The sequence below is a fragment of the Streptomyces sp. NBC_00878 genome (genome assembly GCF_026341515.1).
Taxonomy (GTDB): Bacteria; Actinomycetota; Actinomycetes; order Streptomycetales; family Streptomycetaceae; genus Streptomyces.
The window spans coordinates 5,667,136-5,684,608 of sequence record NZ_JAPEOK010000001.1 but is presented as its reverse complement, the minus strand read 5'-3'; the positions used below and the strand labels follow the sequence as shown (position 1 = coordinate 5,684,608).

The 17,473-nt window shown below is 66.0% G+C and carries 12 protein-coding genes; 9 read left to right on the top strand and 3 right to left on the bottom strand.

Annotated features, from left to right (window positions below; all coding sequences use genetic code 11):
• Positions 1-114 precede the first annotated feature (114 nt).
• The 4 genes from OHA11_RS24420 to OHA11_RS24405 are packed head-to-tail and all read left to right on the top strand — an operon-like array spanning position 115 to position 7,143.
• Positions 115-2,454: a hypothetical protein gene (locus OHA11_RS24420; protein ID WP_266499692.1), complete on the top strand. Its 2,340-nt coding sequence runs from the start codon at positions 115-117 to the stop codon at positions 2,452-2,454.
• Positions 2,451-3,446, top strand: coding sequence for a MoxR family ATPase (locus tag OHA11_RS24415; RefSeq protein ID WP_266499690.1), 996 nt, complete (start codon positions 2,451-2,453; stop codon positions 3,444-3,446). Before OHA11_RS24420 ends, OHA11_RS24415 begins: the two co-directional genes overlap by 4 nt.
• Positions 3,446-4,618: a DUF58 domain-containing protein gene (locus OHA11_RS24410; RefSeq protein ID WP_266499687.1), complete on the top strand. Its 1,173-nt coding sequence runs from the start codon at positions 3,446-3,448 to the stop codon at positions 4,616-4,618. Before OHA11_RS24415 ends, OHA11_RS24410 begins: the two co-directional genes overlap by 1 nt.
• Complete coding sequence (locus OHA11_RS24405) at positions 4,615-7,143, top strand: DUF3488 and transglutaminase-like domain-containing protein (RefSeq protein WP_266499686.1); 2,529 nt, start codon at positions 4,615-4,617, stop codon at positions 7,141-7,143. Before OHA11_RS24410 ends, OHA11_RS24405 begins: the two co-directional genes overlap by 4 nt.
• Before the next feature lie 28 nt (positions 7,144-7,171).
• On the opposite strand, the gene OHA11_RS24400 is transcribed toward OHA11_RS24405, so the two are convergent.
• A complete protein-coding gene (locus OHA11_RS24400; RefSeq protein ID WP_266507418.1) occupies positions 7,172-8,473 on the bottom strand; it encodes a phosphatase PAP2 family protein in 1,302 nt (433 codons plus the stop codon).
• A gap of 575 nt (positions 8,474-9,048) precedes the next feature.
• Between OHA11_RS24400 and OHA11_RS24395 the strand changes: the two genes are divergently transcribed.
• From OHA11_RS24395 to OHA11_RS24380, 4 genes are all read left to right on the top strand, one after another.
• Positions 9,049-9,279, top strand: a complete 231-nt coding sequence (locus OHA11_RS24395; protein WP_266499683.1) for a hypothetical protein — start codon at positions 9,049-9,051, stop codon at positions 9,277-9,279.
• Positions 9,257-9,769: a DUF6879 family protein gene (locus OHA11_RS24390; protein WP_266507416.1), complete on the top strand. Its 513-nt coding sequence runs from the start codon at positions 9,257-9,259 to the stop codon at positions 9,767-9,769. The genes OHA11_RS24395 and OHA11_RS24390 overlap by 23 nt, the downstream gene beginning before the upstream one ends.
• Before the next feature lie 27 nt (positions 9,770-9,796).
• Positions 9,797-10,642, top strand: coding sequence for a helix-turn-helix transcriptional regulator (locus OHA11_RS24385; RefSeq protein WP_266499682.1), 846 nt, complete (start codon positions 9,797-9,799; stop codon positions 10,640-10,642).
• A 97-nt stretch (positions 10,643-10,739) separates the two neighbouring features.
• Positions 10,740-11,129, top strand: a complete 390-nt coding sequence (locus OHA11_RS24380; RefSeq protein WP_266499678.1) for a hypothetical protein — start codon at positions 10,740-10,742, stop codon at positions 11,127-11,129.
• A 356-nt stretch (positions 11,130-11,485) separates the two neighbouring features.
• Here OHA11_RS24380 and OHA11_RS24375 read toward each other — a convergent pair whose 3' ends face one another.
• Together OHA11_RS24375 and OHA11_RS24370 are read right to left on the bottom strand one after the other, a co-directional pair.
• Entirely contained in the window at positions 11,486-12,472 is a 987-nt protein-coding gene (locus OHA11_RS24375; RefSeq protein ID WP_266499677.1) for a hypothetical protein, read from the bottom strand.
• Between the two features lie 713 nt (positions 12,473-13,185).
• The gene (locus tag OHA11_RS24370) at positions 13,186-15,360 is read right to left on the bottom strand and encodes an NB-ARC domain-containing protein (protein ID WP_266499675.1); all 2,175 of its coding nucleotides are present in this window, start codon (positions 15,358-15,360) and stop codon (positions 13,186-13,188) included.
• A 961-nt stretch (positions 15,361-16,321) separates the two neighbouring features.
• Here OHA11_RS24370 and OHA11_RS24365 point away from each other — a divergent pair.
• Entirely contained in the window at positions 16,322-17,440 is a 1,119-nt protein-coding gene (locus OHA11_RS24365; RefSeq protein WP_266493617.1) for an IS630 family transposase, read from the top strand.
• The last annotated feature ends 33 nt before the right edge of the window (positions 17,441-17,473 follow it).

The window sequence follows — 17,473 nt, the reverse complement described above, 5'->3', positions numbered from 1 at the left end:
CTGCTGGGGACGCCTTCACCGCACCACACGTGTCCTAGTTGCAACTGACACCTCTCCGATCGTCAACTACCCTTCCAACAAGCACAGTTGGGTTCCGGCACCCGGGGGGCAGGAATGCCGAGGAAGACCAGGACGCCTGACCAGCGTCCGCGCAGCTCCACCACCGCGAACACCAAAACGCCCGCTCCAGGGCGACGGCCGGGGGTCCGACAACGTTGTGCGGCGCTGACCACGGCTGCCCGGGCACGGCTGCGGCCGACCGGCAACCGCGTCACCGGCTACGTCGCGGTCGGCGCGGTCGGCGCGCTCATCGGCACCTCGCTCGCCGTCGGAGCCGGCGCGTCCGGCACCCGGCCCGCGCTCGCCGACATCGGCGCCTGGCTGGCGAGCAGCGCGAAGGGCGAGGTCGCCCACGCCCACGGCCTGACCGGCGCTGTGGACGGCAAGGCCACCCTGCCGGACGGGATGGCGGGCCACCCGGTCTCGGTCGCGCAGAACGGCAGGACCACGCTGGTACTGGACGAACAGACCGGCCGGGTCGTACGGATCGACGCCTCCCAGCTGACCGCCGAACAGTCCGCCGACTACGGTGCGGCCGGTCTGCAACTGGTCTCCGGCGGCGCGTACGCGTACGTCCTCGACCCCGCGCAGGGCACCGTCCAGCGGATCGACCCGGCGATGACGACGGCCAAGAACCCGCCCGTGGGGCTGGGCGGGAAGCCGGGAGCCGCCGTGGTCGACGGGGACGGCACGCTGTGGGTGCCGCTGCCGGACAAGGGCACGGTGGTGCCGTTCGTCAAGGGCAGGAAGGGCACGGCGGTCAAGGTCGCCGACGCGGGCCACGATCTGACGCTGACCCTGGCCGACGGCCGGCCCGTGGTGACCGACAGGACCGCCGCCGCGATGAAGGTGCTGACGGTCACGGGCGTACGGAACACCTTCGACCTCGGCGACGCGTTCGCCGGGGCCGACCCGGCCGAGGTCCTGGTCCCGGCGGGCACCGACGGCTCCGAGGTGCCGGTGCTGGCCGCCGGCAGCGGGGCCGACAGCGGGGCCGACAGCGGGGATCTGGTGGTGGTGGACGTCCGCAGCAGGCACACCCTGCGCGCCCGTATACCCGTACAGGGCGTACAGGGCCAGGAGTTGGGAGCACCCCAACTGCTCGGCAAGCGGGTCTACGTACCGGACGAGTCCGTCGGCAGGCTGCTGGTGTACGACACGTCCCTCTCCGCGCTCGCCGAACCGGTCCAGATCACCGACGGGGCGGGCGAGCTCGAACTCTTCGTACGCGACGGCCTGTTGTGGGTGAACGACCAGGACGGTGCCGCCGCCGCGGTGATCGACGCCGACGGCGAGGTCAGGCACATCGGCAAGTACGAGAAGGATGTGCCGTCCGCGCGCAAGCCCGGGGACAGGCCGGAGGACACCGTCCCGACGGGCGGCCCCGCCGCGCAGGTTCCGCCCGCGGCGCCCGCTCCGGGAGTGACGGTGACGGCCCCGGGCGCGACCGTCACACCTCCGAACGGCCCGCCCGGACAGACACCGGGGCCGGGATCCGAGCCCGGACCGACGGAGACGAGCCCCTCACCCACGCCGACCCAGGACTGCGAAGCCCAGTGGGAGACCGGCTGCCCGGAGCCCGGGGCCCCGGGGTCACCGCAGGCGGAGTCGCGGTCGGGCGCCATCCGGATCACCTTCGCCGAGGCGGTGGGGGCGACCCCACAGCGCTATGTCCTCAAGGGAGTTGCGCCGGACCAGACCGTCACCCCGGACGAGATCGGACCCGACGGCCCGTTCACCTTCGAGGTCAAGGGCGGCTCGTGCGAGGAGCAGTACAGCTTCACCGTGGTCGCGGAGTACGCCGGGGGCAGGCCGAGCAAGGAGTCCGCGCCGTCGGCACGCGCGCGGCCGTGCATCGCGCCGGGGGCGCTGCGGGAGTTCACCGTGACTCCCGCCGAGGGAGGACACGGCGGCACGGTGACCTGGCAGCCGCCGCAGGACATCAGCGGCCCGGTGACGTACACCGTCAGCGGACCCGACGGAACGGTGGAGACCGGGGAGACCAGTCACGCGTACGCGAACCTGAAGAACAGCGAGACTTATGCGGTGTCGGTGACGGCACGCAACCCCGCCGGGTCGGGCGGCGCGGCGATCGGGACGCTCGACCTGATCCCACGCCCCCAGAAGATGAACATCGTGAACAATCAGAACAACCCCTCCACCGTCGGGATCCGTACGCTGCCCACCACCGCGGCCGGCGAACGGGCAAGCAGCATCCCCGGCATGTCGAGCCCCCAAGTCACCGTCGGCTGTTTCACAAAGGGCGAGGAACTCACGCAGGTCGGTGAGACGACCAACATCTGGGCCCGCATCACCTACCTGGGCATCAGCGGATACACGTTCGACGCCTATGTCCACGCCCGTCTCAACCCCAAAGTCTGGGAATGCGAATGACCCGTCCCCCCACCAATCCCCTCACAGACAGCACCGACACCACCGCCCGCCTCGCCAAGTGCTTCCACGCCCTCGCCGACAACGTCGAGCGGGTCGTGAAGGGGAAACGCGACACCATCGAACTGGCCCTGACCAGCCTGTTCTCCGAAGGGCATCTCCTGATCGAGGACGTGCCCGGCACCGGCAAGACCACCCTCGCCCGCTGTCTGGCCGCCTCCATCGAGGCCGACTTCGCGCGGGTGCAGTTCACTCCGGACCTGCTGCCTTCCGACATCACCGGCGTCACCGTCTACCGGCAGAACACGGGCGCGTTCGAGTTCCTCCCCGGTCCGGTCTTCGCCAACATCGTGCTGGGCGACGAGATCAACCGTGCCTCCCCCAAGACGCAGTCCGCGCTGCTTGAGGTGATGGAGGAGCGCCGCGTCACCGCCGACGGCACCACGCACCCGGTGCCCCGCCCGTTCATGGTGCTCGCCACCCAGAACTCGGTGGACATGGGCGGCACTTACCCGTTGCCGGAAGCCCAACTCGACCGCTTTCTGATGCGGATCACCGTCGGCTACCCCGATCACGCCTCCGAGGTCGCGGTCCTCACTGGGAAGGGCACGGACGCCGCCACCCCCGAGTCACTGACCCCCGTCGCCACCGCCCGGGAGATCGCGGAACTCATCGAGGCCGCCGCCGAGGTGCAGGTGGCCGACGCGCTGTACGGCTACCTGGTGCGGGTGGTGGCGGCGACCCGTTCCCTGCCCGACGTACGTCTCGGCGCCTCGCCGCGCGGCTCCGTCGCCCTGTTGCGCGCGGTCCGGGTGCGGGCGGCCTCGCAGTCCCGGCCGTACGTGTTCCCCGAGGACGTGAAGGCGCTGGCCGGGCCTGTCCTCGCGCACCGGCTGATCCTCACCCCGGAGGCCGAGCTGAGCGGCCGCACCGGCACGGACGTGATCGAAGAAGTACTGGCCACGGTGCCCCTGGACAGCGGGGCACGCGTCTGATGCTGTTGTCCGCCACCGGGTGGGGCACGCTGGCCGGCGGCGCCGTGCTGACCATCACCGGGTACGCGCTCGGGTACGGCGAGGCCGCGGCGCTCGGCCTGACCTGTCTGCTCACCGTCGCCGCCGCCGTCCTGTGGACCCTGCCCGCGCCCGTACTGGGCGCCGAGCGGCGGATCGCGCCGAGCAAGGTGGGCCGGGGCGATCCCGCCGAGGGCGTCCTCGTCCTCACCAACACCGGGGGCCGCACCCGGCGGGGCCTGCGCGTCGCCGACCGCTGCGGCGACCGGGACATCACCGTCGACGTACCGCCGCTGCGCCCCGGCACGGCCCACGAACTGCGGTACGCGCTGCCGACCGCCCGCCGCGGCCGTGTCCAGGTGGGGCCGCTGCGGCTGGAACGCGCCGACCCCCTCGGGCTGGCCCGCCGCATGCGCCCGTACGGCGACTCGGCCACGTTGCTCGTACGGCCCCGGATCTGCCCGCTGCCCGTGCTGCCGTCCGGGCAGGCGCACCACGTGGAGGGGCCGACCTCGGACACCGCGGACGACGGCTCGCTGGCCTTCCACGCGCTGCGCGAGTACGTGGTCGGCGACGACCTGCGCCGGGTCCACTGGCGGTCGACGGCCCGCACCGGCACGCTGATGGTCCGTCAGATGGTCGACGTGTCGCTCCCGCACACCACGCTCGTGCTGGACACCCGGCACCGCGCCTACGCCTCGGAGGACGACTTCGAGCTGGCCGTGGACTGCGCGGCCTCCGTCGCGCACGCGGCCGCCCGCTCCCACTTCCCCGTGCACCTGGTCAGCGAGGCGGGACCGGTCCTGCGTACCGAGGGCTCGGGCAGCGACGGCGAGGCGCTCCTGGACGGGCTGGCCGTCGTGCACCAGTCGGAACTGACGTCCGCGGCCACCGCCTTCGACGGCCTGGAGAACCACCGCGGGGGCGGCACGCTGGTCGTCGTCACCGGCACCGGCGACACCCTGGGGCTCGGCGCCGTCGACCGGGTACGGCGCCGCTTCGACCGCGCGACCATGCTGCGCGTCGGCGCCGAGGCCGCAGCCACGGCCACGGCCACGCGTGAGGGGTCCGGCCCTGGTTCCGGCGTACCGCAGCTGCGCGTCGCGTCGCTCGACGAACTGCTCGCCGGATGGCGCTGGGAGGCCGCGCGATGAGCACCACGGCCGCCGTGGCCTCGCCGCCCGCCCAAGGCGCCGTACCCTCGACCCCGACCTCGGCGCCGGCCCCTGACCTGGCGACGCCCACACGCGCAAGCCACACCGCCGGAGAGTCCGACCGGGAGCCCGACCGGGAGCCGGACCGGGCCCGACGGCTGTGGTCGTTGCTGCCCGTGGCGGCCATGTGCGGAGCGGCGGGGTACGGGTTCGAGCGGGTCTTCCCGCCGTCCGAGCTGCTTCCGGTGCTGGCGGTGGCCGTGTTCGCCCCGATCGTCCTGTCGGCGGTGCTGTCGGGCCTGCTCGGCCGCCGCCCCACCCGCGAGAAGACCGGGAAGGACGGGAACAACAACGACAAGAACGACGAGGGCCGCGAGAACGGCAAGGGTCGCGAGAGCCGCGAGGGCCGCTCCACCCTGCCCCTCTGGCCGTCCGCGCTGCTGACCGTCGTCGCCTGGGCCGTCGTCGTCAGCGCGACGTTGTTCCACGAGGTGAGCGACGGCCTGCCCGGCGGGCCCGCGCTGCGCGCCGCGTGGTCCGCGCTGCTCGACGCCCCGCACGCGCTGCTCTCCACCATCCTGCCCGCGCCCGGCGAGCCCGAACTGCTGGTGCTGCCGCACGCCGTCGTCTGGACGGCCGCCGCCGTCTCCGCGGAACTCGCCCTGCGCACCCGCACCCCGCTGCTCCCGGCCCTCCCCCCGGTCCTCGCCTTCGGCTTCCCGCTGGTGCTCGGCGCGGACGGCCCGGGATCCGCCTACCCGGCCGCGGGCGCGCTGGCCGGGGCCGCCGCGCTCCTCGTACTGGTCCGTTCACGAGCCCGGCTTCCGCTGCGCGCGATGGCGCTCCGGCTGCCGGTCGTGATCGCGCCCGGCCTCGTCGCGGCGCTGCTGGGCCCGTACGTTCCCGGTATCGGCGCCCCCCACGACTTCCGGGAGACGGTCACGCCGCCGACCGTACGGCCTCAGTCGACCAGCCCGCTGGACCAGGTCGCGGCCTGGATGCGCAACGGCGACGAGAAGGTCTTCACCGTACGGACCTCGGGCGCGGCCCCCGGGAACTACCGGCTGGCGGTCCTCGACCGGTACGACGGGACGACCTGGACCAGCGGCGCCGGGCTGACCCGTACCGGTGGCCGGGTCCCGGCGGAGAAGGGCGCCGACCCGGGCCGTACCAAGACGCTCGAACAGCGTTTCACCGTGCAGTCGTTGCCCGGTATCTGGCTCCCCGCCGCCGACCGGCCCTCGTCCGTGAGCGCGCCCGAGGGCACCTCCCTGTCCGTCGACCCGGACAGCGGAGTGCTCTCCACGGGAGTGGCGGTCCCGCGCGGCTTCGCCTACACCGCGACCTCGCACCTCCCCGGGTACGACGCCGAGCGGCTGCGGTACGCGGCCACCGCCGACGACCCGGCGCTGGTGAAGCTTCCCGGCGTCGACGCGGCCGGGCAGCCGATCCCCTCGGTGCGGTCCTTCAGGAAGATCGCCGAACAGGTGACCCAGGGCAGCACCCGCCCGTACGAGCGGGCCGTGCGGCTGGCCGACTGGCTGCGCACGACCTACGGGTTCGACCCCGGGGCGCTGCCCGGCCACACCTACCGGAGCCTGGAGTTCTTCCTGGCGGACGGCGGGCGCGGCACGTCCGAGCAGTTCGCCGCCTCGTTCGCGGTACTGGCGCGCGCCCTGGGCCTTCCCACCCGGGTGGCCGTGGGGTTCCGCCCGGGTACGCGGACCGGCGCCGGCACCTGGCAGGTGCGGGGACGGGACGTGCTGGCCTGGCCGGAGGTGAAGTTCGCCGGTGTCGGCTGGGTGCCGTTCCACCCGACGCCCGGCGAGGCCGCGCCGAGCGGTTCCTCCGCCGGGACGGCTGAGCAGCCCGAGGAACACCAGAAGGCGGGCGAGGAGACCGCCGAACCGGCGAGGCCGTCGACGCCGCCGCGCACGCCGGACGAGGCGGCCCCCGCCACCGGGGGCGCGCCCGGCTCCGGTCTGCCCATCTGGCTCACGGTCCCGCTCGCGCTGCTCCTCCTCACCACGGCCTATGTGCTGTACGCGCTGTGGCTGCCGCACAACAGGCGCAGCCGACGGCGCAACGACCCGGACGAGCGGCGCAGGGTCCTCGGTGCCTGGCAGCAGATCATCGAGCGCCTCACGGAGATCGGCCTGCCCGCCACGGGAGCGCACACGGCGCAGGAGATCGCCGCGTTCGGCGCGGAACGCGTGGGCGACACCGCGGGCCTGCGCCTGCCGGCCCTGGCCACCCTGGTCAACGAGGTCGAGTACGCGGGCCGCAGACCTGACACCACGGCCGCGGCCTCCGCGTGGGCGGACTGCGACGCGCTGGAGAAGGCGGTGGACCAGACCGCCCGCCACAGCATTCCGCGCCGCACCCGTCTGCTCCGCCTGCTGCGCGCGGCGGCCCCGGGCGGAGGACATGGGAGAGGACAGGAGAGAGGACCGGGGCAAGGACTGGGGCGAGGACTGGGGCGAGGGCTGAGACGAGGACTGAGGAAGTACCTCTACCGGACCTGATGCACCACGCCTCACACCAGTTCACGCCTCAGACCAGTTCGAGCTGCGGTTCCGGTTGCCGCGCCGGTGCGGTGGGCTTGGCCTCCCACCGTTTTGTGGTCCGGACGTAGCCGTGGACCACTGAGGCCATCGCCAGGATGAGAAGAGGGCCGGACACCCACGGATACTCGGCCATCTCCATCGGCAGATAGCGATACGCCACCAAGAGCGCGACAAAGACCGCCGCCCCGTGAATGACCAGCCGAATTCCTGACCGGTCCCAGCCACGGTCGTGCGCACGCAATGCCGCCTCGATCGTGAACACGAACACCACACCGGCGACGATATCCACGCCGTAGTGATAACCGAATCCCAGCGTCGCACCGAGCGTGGCAATCAGCCAGAACACGCCCATGAATCGCAGAATTCTCGGCCCTTTACGGGAATGAATGAAGATCGCGGTGGCCCACGCTGTGTGCAGGCTGGGCATGCAGTTGCGGGGCGTGATCTCGTCGTACGGCATCGGGTGCGGGGAGCTGACCGGCGGTGGTGTGTCCGGCCACAGGCTGGCCAGCGCCCAATGCTCGCCGCCGGTACCGAAGGCGCCGCCGCCGTAGGCGAAGATCGGTCCGACCACCGGGAAGAGCATGTAGATGGCCGGCCCGAGGAGGCCGACCACCAGAAAGGTGCGTACGAGATGGTGGCGCGGGAAGCGGCGCTCGACCGCCACATGGCGCAGTTGGTACAGCGCGACGGCGACCGCGGCCAGCGCGAGTTGAATGTAGACCCAGTCGAGCACATGGGTACCGACCGGCCCTGTGGCCCTGACGATCCGGCCCATCAGCCACGAGGGATCGCCCAGCGCGTGATCGGCGGTCGCCAGGTACTGGTCGAGCACCGTCGGGCGGGTCTTTGACGTGATCAGTAGCCAGGTGTCACCCGTCTTGCGGCCGGCCACGAGCAGCAGGCCCAGCCCGACGCCCTTCAGCAGCAGGACACGTTCCCGGCCGGTGCGGCGCGTGACGGCGATGACCGCACAGCCCAGAATCACCCACAACGCGCCGTTGCCGAAGGAATGGCCGACGGCCACCCTGGCATCGGCCGCCCACCGCACCAGCGAGAAGACGACGTCGATACCGATCGCGACACCGGCCGCGATGAACCGTTGCCGCCAGGTGAATACCACCATCATCAACGCCATACTGGCGTACAGCAGCGGCCCCGATTTGGGAGCGAAGATCACCTCTCGCGCCTGATTGGTGATCGGCCCGGGCAGGCCGTAGTGGCGCGCGGCGATCTCCAGCGCGACGAGGAATCCGAAGGCCACCGCACTTACCGTGACCCACAGCATCACCCGTGGTTGACGCCACATCACCCGTGATTGACGCCGCGCATCGAACGCAATTCTGCAATTTATTCGCGAAACCATTCGCGACACTATCGATATCAATTATTCAGCCGATTTATTGGATTCCAGGGCCTTCGCCGTGAGCTCAATTACAGGACGGACGGGCCACGGCGGGACGCCGCGGCTGCGCCGGGTTAGAGGGCCCCAGAGACCGCGGGGTTGCCTTCCTGTCAGATTCTTGTCAGGGCGCTGCCGACCTCCGTTCACGGCCGAAAGCGATGCCGGTCTCCGTTCACGACCGGAAGGTGGGTGAGCCTCGTCCAACTGGTGGGTCCCCAGCCTCACTTCCGCACGACGTTCCGCGCCCCTCCGGGACAGCCCCTTCGAGGAACGACCGACGGGCATCGATTCCGGCCACCCTGGAGTGCTCCGGCTGGCCCACAGCTCGTCGCCCTGACCCCGGCCGCGCAAGGTCAACTTCCGTACTTCTGGCAGGTTTCGGCAAGTTCCTCGTTTCACGGCACAGCCGCGGGCAAGCTCTGGCACAGAGATCGTTACCGGCAACCGAGGAGGACACCATGGCCCTGCGTAAGCTCGGCAAGGACCCGGAGAGTCCCAGTGGCGGTTCCCCCACCATCTACCTGGACGAGGAGAAGGACAGCTACCTCGTGCAGGGGTGGAAGGTGGAGGACATCGAGCGTCTCGGGCAGATGGACATCCCCGGCCACGAGTCGGTGGTCGAGATCCCTCGGCGCATGGTGCAGTTCTTCCTGGAGGTGAAGAAGGCTGATGAGGACCCCGACGTTTGAGGAGTTGTTCCGCGACTGCCAGCGGACGGCCATCCATCTGGAGATGCGCGACGCCTACATGAAGTCGGACCCGGCCTTCATCGACTGGAAGGCCGGTATGACCCTCGACCCGGCCGAGCGCTGGGGCAACTGGCACACCATCGTCACGGAGGCGACCTCGCGAGGCGTCGATGTCCGCCGGGCCCGCGTCGTCTCGACTCCCGTCAGCGAGTACATCCACTTCGAGTACGACGTGACAGACGGGCTGAACATAGCTGCCGGCGAAGACGTGCGCTGGCTCTCCCGGCGCAACGCCACGGACATCGCGCTTCCGGGCAACGACTTCTGGCTCTTCGACTCCAGCATCGTCCTCATCAACCACTTCGATGGCGACGGCGAGAACATGGAGATGGAACTCACGGAAGACGCGGAGGTCGCAAAGCTCTGCGAGTCGGCGTTCGAAGCCGTATGGGCGCGGGCGACACCGCACGCACAGTTCCAGCCGGCCTGACACCTCGAACGACACCATCACAGCGACATGACATCGCCATCTTCGAGCGTTCAGGAAGCCCGCAGGGCTCTGGGTAAACGCCTGAGCGAAATCCGGCTCGAAGCCGGGCTCACCAAGCGAGCGTTGGCTACCAGTCTCGGCTGGCACGAGTCGAAGTGTTCGCGCTTCGAGAGCGGCACGCGTCCGCCCTCGGAGCGCGACCTTCGCGCGTGGGCTACCGCTTGCGGCGCGGAGAGCACGGCCGAGGATCTCATCTCGACGGCCCGCGGCATCGAGGGCATGTATGTCGAGTGGCGCCGGATGGAGCGCACCGGCCTGAAGCAGGCCCAGGAGTCCGTCGTCCCTCTCTGGGAACGCACCCAGCGCTTCCGCATCTACTCGCCGTGGCTCATTCCCGGCCCCGTGCAGACGGCCTCGTACATCACCGCACTACTCACCTCTATTCGCGACCGTCGCGGCCTCATTGATGACGTGCCGGCGGCAGTCAAGGTACGGGTCGAGAAGCAGCAGATCGTGTACGGCAACCACACGTTCGCGATCCTCCTGGAAGAGGGAGCACTCCGAAAGCGCATAGGCGGAACGGACGTGATGGCCGGCCAACTCGGCTATCTGCTCAGCGTTATGGCGCTTCCCTCGGTGAGCCTCGGCATCATTCCTGAAAACGCCGACCGTTCAAGCCTCTGGCCTGTCGAGGGCTTCTTCCTGTACGACGACCACACGGTCCACGTCGAACTTGTCTCGGCCCACCTCGCCGTCACGCAGAAGCACGAACTTGCCATGTATGCCCAGACGTTCACGGATCTGGCCGAACTTGCCGTCTACGGCCCGGCGGCACGCGAGATCATCACGGCAGCCATCGGATCCCTGGGGTGAACGCCGGGCAAGTTCCGGCACACTCGTAGAGCCTCTCCTGTCGGTCTTCCTAGCGTTACTGGCACGGCTGGAACACGCGCACTGAAGGGGCGAAACGGTGATCACTGTGGCAAGTAGTGACAAGGAATCGAGAGCAACCGACGGCGCTGAAGCCGAAGTTCTCCCGGTCGACGTCGAGACAATCTCCGAAACCACCAAGGCAGTCCTCTCCCTGCAGATGGCCACCTCGACCCGCAAGGACATGGACGTGTCCTTGCCGGAGATCATCGGGCACCTCAACCTTCTGCTTGGTGAGGATCTGGGGGCAGACGAGGACGAGGACGTGCGGGAGTTGTTCCGCAAGGGGTACCGGCTCCTCGATTTGAAGAACCGCCCGACCGTGGAGACCCCGTCGTTCGGCGCCTTCATCTACCTCCGGGATGCCGCTGACCTCACGCGAAGGCTCCTGTGGGTCTACACGCAGCGCCACGGGCTCCGTGCCCCGTGAGTGTCAGGGAGGACCAGATCATCCGGAGTCTAAAACTGCCGATCATCGTTGACGCCTGGGTCTCCCATCACTACGAAGATCCACATGCCGAAGTGCCGCACGTCCACTGAGTAACAACTTTCTCTACGTGTTCAAGGCGGCTCGCTCCGCTCAACGCGCGCGGCACGGCCCCCGGCCGGGCCTGCGCTCCTGTCTCCGCCCCGCTCCAGCCCGGCCAGCGCCCGTGCCGCGCTCACAGCAATCAGCCACCTGATGCCAGAGAAGGGGGTACGTCACGGCTGAGCGCTCCACCTCTATTGACACTGTGCAGGGACACAGAGCGCAGCACCTCGTCCGGTGGCACCGAGGTGTTCGCGTCACTCAGTAAGCACCGCTGCACCGCTCCGGGGGATGGACCGGTACACAGCAAACGGGATAAGCGAGAAGCCTGGGTACTGTGGAAGGTCAATGAATCCCAAACGACCCAGGTTTCGCATCTGAGCGTTCATACTCTCCGCGAACTCTGCTCTATTCACGCTTCCGTCTGGATTGTAGAAATCCACGTCAGGCAAAGATATTTCCTCTGTGCCGTAACTACCGACACTGCCGACGATAGTCCATTCCTGCGGCTCCGTCCCGTATCGAGCGAACAGAATATCCGCCTCACTGTCCAAATACTGACGCCCTTCCTGAAGGCGCGAGTTGACGAGGACGCCTTTCGTTGGAGTAAGGTTTACATGAAGGCCAGGCGCAAACACACCCTTGGAGATACGCACGAATGCCCTTAGGGTATTCCCGTCAGCACCTCCAATGTCGGGAAAGTCAGGGATAGAATCTTCCAGTTCGACTGGCCCTGTCGCAGGTTTCGTTTTTGATGGACGCCCTTGCTGTTGCCCCTGCTTGCTTTTTCCCGAATTCGCTTTCTTAACCACCGGAAGATGACCCATGTCATTCAGTCCGACCATCACTGACCCAAAGGCCGAGAATGCCGAAGCCGCATAGCGAGTATCAAACAAGGAGCCCATGGCGGTAACTCTAACCAGAGATCCCGGGGGCAGATTTCTTTTCAGTTCACCAGAGGTCCATTGATTGGGGTCACAAACCTCTTGCGATATGTCGCGAAGCAGAAGCTCTGACTCCAGGGACTGTTCGAGCATCGGAAACAATGCGTCACCCAGAGACTTATTCGTGTACGTTTCACTTCCGGCGCCCTGAAAATATTGCCCAGCGACTCGCGGACCGACAGTTGTCCTCTTCTCTTTGCGCTCCGTCTCCCGAGATTCTTCTGCGACTCCTCCGTCCAGCTGGGCCAGCATTGCCCTTACTTTGTCAGTGTCGACATACAGGAACTCGCGAAGTATCATCCGCCACCCTCCCCTTTTGAGTAATTGGTATCGTAAGGGGAAGGGGTGCCTGCAATGGCGTATATCGCAAATGTTGATACCAAGTGCACGCGGCCCATGGTATGTTGTGCCCCGGTCCGCTCCTCGGCCAGTGCTGACGACGGAAGGCTGCGCCGTGCGCCACCGCGGTCTGGCCGAAGACCAACCCGGAAGCGTGGCTGAAGCCGGTGGGGGTGCAGCGAGACATACGCGCGCCTGATCGGTCGGCATACCCACCGCCGTGGCTGACTGTCGTTGGCTGAGGTTCAGACCTTCGGCGGCATAACGACGCCAAGCGAGGATGCGGCCACTGCACCAAACCGCACCAGATATAGCGGGGAACCACCGGGGAAGCAGGGGGCCAAGGCCGATGAGACCTCGTCACGGGCGTTCGCCCAGCTCAGCGCCCGACCGCGCCGTAAACGATCGCCAAGGCGGCTCGCTCCGCTCCCCGCGCACGACCCGGTCCCCAGCTGAGGCCGGCGCTCCTGTCTCCGCCCCGCTCCGGCACGCCGACGCCCGTACCGCGGCGCGAGCCACCTGATGCCAGAGAAGGCGCACGTCGTGACTTTACCGGGCAGGCCCACAGAGACTGCCCGACGCATCGGAAGCTGCGGAGCGGTGATCACTCGCGCCAAAACGGCTCCGGCCCAAAGCTGTTGCACCGACCTCGCAACTTACGTTGCGTCAGCCCGTCACTCTGGATCACCTCGAACAATTTGCACCCAATTGGACCGAACGCGTCCATCGGATTCGATTTTTGGAATGAATCGAACGATCTGACCAGTCAAGTCGTCTGAACCTTCCTCCTGGCGATTCTCCACAGATGATCCATGAAAAAATACATTTTCAGGAAACCGCGGATGAGCGATGAACCCGTAGGTCTCACGCCACGTCTTCACCACCCCTTCAGCTATCTCGTCCCGCTGCGACTCATGAGTAGCCGCTTCTGACTCTGTTGCAGGTCGAGCATATTCCAAGATTCGATCACACAAATCCTGAATCTCAGGATTGCTGGATGTGCGCCTCAGTTTGACTACGTGACCCGGGAAATGACGCCACGCCCGGCAGACCTCGAAAGCAAACAGTTGCGTGCTGACACGCTTTATCATGCGCACAGTCTGCTGGTCTCTCGCAGCGCCATCGACACCAGGCGAAGTAACACATCGAATATAGTGGGAAAAGCTTTCCAATACGGCATCAAAAAGGCGTAGATCAGAAATCCCGCCTCGGATCTCTTGATCGCCGATAGAAAACCCAGCTTGAGCCTTGTCGGCAGCTTCCAATGCTCGATGCTCGTGATCGAGCAGATATTCAGACCAGCGGCGCCACGAGTCGACCAAAGCCGTCAGGGTGATGAGCTTAATTCTACCTTCAGCTCGCTCCAGGGCCCATTCGAGAAAATGCTGTCCCTCGCTGAACTCTAGCATCCAGGTCAGATACGAACCGAGCGTTTGGGCAGTCTCCGGACTATTGAAGTACCCGTGAGCGATCCGAGCATATTCCGCAGCTTTGTGAACTTCGCGAGCTTTCCTCGCGAGATGGCCAGCAAAGAAATACGACACAACGGCCTCAGCGAGGCTGTCGTCGCTCGCCCTGGCTTTTCGAAGTGCTGCGAGGTAGGCAGAGGTAGCCGTATCAACGTTACCCTGAGCCGAAAGGATGAAGCCTTGAACTCGATCCACTTCCCAAAAGTCAGGGCTCATAGATCGCGCCCTCTCAACCAGGCTAAGGCTCTGCCCGAAGACACCGTCCTTCGACTCTGATAGTGCTTTCCTAAGCAGGTGCGCAACCGGCTCATCATTGCTTGTGCGCGTACGCACCACATTAGGCGCGAGCTTTCGCGCCTTTTCATCATTCCGTCGATGCTCGGCCGAACGCCTGAATTCTTGCTCTTTTTCAAGAATGGCGTTGACTGCAACTGGATTCGGTGTATTAACCCGCCTCAAGTAGGACTTCGCTGCTTCCGTGAGGCTTACCCTCGAAACAAGTGATCCATCTGGATCGTTGTCGAGCCGGACCATAGAACCGTTTAGAAGTTCATGGATCGAGCGACGCAACGAATCAATTGAGACATCCGTAAGGATGGCCAATTCATCGAACGTAACGTCCCTTTCGAGCGCAAAAAGCGTTAAGAGAACACCTTGCGTGCTCGGCGTCATACCCTCGTATACTGACCTCACGCAGAAATCCAAGAGATCTTCTTGGTTCTCCAGCGCAAGGTTTGGTTGCTCTCCGGCTTCTACAGAGAGGACATACCACCTAATAGCCAACGGGCTGAATCTAAGCCTCTTGACCACTTCCTTGACGGTATCAGGGACGAGACGCACCAGTCGAGAGACATCCCTAGAGCGTGCGAATTGACGGAATAGACTCGACGCGTCCTTCTCTTTCAAGGGGCCAAGAGGGATGCGACGCTCGAATTGCCCTACTCCAACCCGGCTCGTGAATAGGTAATTAACACTATCCGGAAGTCGCTCATAGAGTGCTATGACCTCTTCGCCGTCAACCGTCTCCAGATTGTCAATAATTAGAAGAGTGTCAATTCCTTCTAGAGCCTCTGCCAGCTCGTTGACCCCTCCCCGAAAATCTGTATCGAATGCCTGCCCTAGCTTCCTCGCTGCGCCCGTCAGATCCCTAATGGAGTTTACAATTCCAACTACACCAGAAGCAGTGAGCCGTTCCGTCTTGAGTGATACCCAAAGTATGCATTCATAGGGCGAATCGACGTCGTCGACAAGTGAGTAAGCAACTTCCAGGGCAGTAGCTGTCTTTCCGATACCCCCCTCACCGGTGATCGTCAGCATCGATTCCCTCCGCTTGATGAGGTGAGAAACGATCTTCTTGCAATCTTCGGCCCGACCGATCAATCCAGTCTCGTCATACTCAGAAAGCGGTAGGTTGTGAAGAATCCTATCTGAACGTCGCCCTTGATTCTCAAAGGCTGGCTACCAGGTTGGATCTGCGTCTAGGTGATCCACGATACCTTTGAGTGTGTTCCAGTATCGTGTCTGAAAGTTTCTGCAAACACTCACTGCGGTCTCAGGATCACCAGCCTGCAGGGGCCGGCCATGCATTACTCGGTTCCTGATGGGAACGAGCGAATCCATGGATGGTGTATTTTCTCGCAGTTCTCGACCAAGATCCGCTGGAAGAACCTCTCGGTGCCTGTTCAGTACATCATAAGCTTCACGCATGTCCAGATATTGAACTGCGCTCACAGACTCGCCCAGCCCATCAGCTTCACGACGCAAGTCAGCCTTCGCATAATTGGGACCCAGCGCAGACTCTTCGTCCATATGATCAAGGACATAGCGGACTAGAAAATTCCGCATATCGGATTCAACTGAGTCCACCAGAACATAAAGCCGGGAACGCGTCATGCGAGTATGCGGAATCACTCAGTCTCCCAGGTTGGCACCGGCACACTTAAGATGTTGCCACTGGCCAGTGCTCATGTCACCCGAACATGCAGAGGTCGCCTCCTTGCGGGTGGGCGTGGGACCCAGCTATCAGGAAGCGGCATCGCAAGCTTCATGGCCAGCCGGTTCAGGCAGGTGATCAGCTCGCAACGAGGGCCGGGGCGAACGCCATGGACTCTTGTACCAGACATGTGCCAAATCGTATGGGGAACACCGGGGAACCAGGAGACCGTCCATCGTGCGCCAACACCGCTCCGCCGCAGGTCAGCGTGGCAACCGCAGCTACTCTAGTGCGTTGGCCACGAACGTTCGCCGGGTCTGGTGATACGCCGGTCGATGTCCGGGGTGCCTGGGTCTGTCAGTCTCACTCTCGATAGCGACGTGGTTGTCGTGGGGAGTGAGGTCATGCATGGCAGAGCCGGTCAGAGCACGGCGGTTGACTGATCAAGAGGGCCAGAGACTGCAGCAGATCGTCCGGCGGGGCCGCCATGAGTCCGTACGGGTCCGTCGGGCACTGATCATCATGGCGTCGGCGTCGGGCACTCCCGTGGCGGCGATCGCACGGCTGGCCGCCGCGCACGAGGACACCGTCCGGGACGTGATCCATGCGTTCAACGAGAAGGGCCTGGCCGCGCTGGACCCTCGGTGGGCGGGAGGCCGTCCCCGCCTGATCAGCGATGACGAACGCGAGTTCATCATCGCGACGGCCAGGACCCGCCCAGTCACGCTGGGACGCCCGTTCACGCACTGGAGCCTTCGCAAGCTCACCGAGTACCTGGCCCGCAACCGGGTCCGGACGGTGAAGGTCGGCCGGGAACGACTGCGGCAGATCCTGCGCGAGCACGGGATCTCGTTTCAGCGGACCCGCACCTGGAAGGAGTCCAGGGATCCCGACAAGGACGCCAAACTCGACCGCATCGAGCACGTGACCAGCCGTTTCCTGGACCGGTGCTTCGCGTTCGACCAGTTCGGTCCGCTGTCGATCCGGCCCTGCCACGGCTCCGGCTGGGCCGGGGAGAAGAAACCGGACCGGCTGCCGGCCACCTATCACCGCACTCACGGTATCCGGTACTTCCACGGCTGCTATTCCCTCGGCGATGACCAGTTGTGGGGCGTGACCCGCCGCCGCAAAGGCGGTGACCACAGCCTCTCGGCGCTGAAGTCGATCCGGGCCGCCCGCCCCGACGGCGCCCCCGTCTACGTGATCATGGACAATTTGTCGGCGAACAAGACCCCGGCCATCCGGACCTGGGCCAGGAAGAACAAGGTCGAGTTGTGCCTGACGCCGACGAGCGCGTCGTGGGCCAACCCGATCGAGGCTCAGTTCGGGCCCCTGCGCAACTTCGTCATGGGCAACTCCAACCACCCCAACCACACCGTCCTGTCCTGGAAGCTTCAGGACTACCTGCGCTGGCGCAACGCCAACGCCCGTCACCCCGACGTCCTGGCCGCCCAGCGCCGCGAACGCGCCAAGGTCCGCAGCGAACGCCAGCAACGCTGGGGCCGACCACGACCCAAAGCCGCCTGATCAAACCCGGCGAACGTTCGTGGCCAACGCACT

Excerpts from the sequence above, each read along its gene's own strand:
- OHA11_RS24385 (WP_266499682.1), top strand. The coding sequence starts at position 9,797 with ATGACATCGCCATCTTCGAGCGTTCAGGAAGCCCGCAGGGCTCTGGGT.
- OHA11_RS24365 (WP_266493617.1), top strand. The coding sequence starts at position 16,322 with ATGGCAGAGCCGGTCAGAGCACGGCGGTTGACTGATCAAGAGGGCCAG.
- OHA11_RS24375 (WP_266499677.1), bottom strand. The coding sequence starts at position 12,472 with ATGATACTTCGCGAGTTCCTGTATGTCGACACTGACAAAGTAAGGGCA.
- OHA11_RS24410 (WP_266499687.1), top strand. The coding sequence starts at position 3,446 with ATGCTGTTGTCCGCCACCGGGTGGGGCACGCTGGCCGGCGGCGCCGTG.
- OHA11_RS24405 (WP_266499686.1), top strand. The coding sequence starts at position 4,615 with ATGAGCACCACGGCCGCCGTGGCCTCGCCGCCCGCCCAAGGCGCCGTA.
- OHA11_RS24400 (WP_266507418.1), bottom strand. The coding sequence starts at position 8,473 with ATGCTGTGGGTCACGGTAAGTGCGGTGGCCTTCGGATTCCTCGTCGCG.
- OHA11_RS24415 (WP_266499690.1), top strand. The coding sequence starts at position 2,451 with ATGACCCGTCCCCCCACCAATCCCCTCACAGACAGCACCGACACCACC.
- OHA11_RS24395 (WP_266499683.1), top strand. The coding sequence starts at position 9,049 with ATGGCCCTGCGTAAGCTCGGCAAGGACCCGGAGAGTCCCAGTGGCGGT.
- OHA11_RS24420 (WP_266499692.1), top strand. The coding sequence starts at position 115 with ATGCCGAGGAAGACCAGGACGCCTGACCAGCGTCCGCGCAGCTCCACC.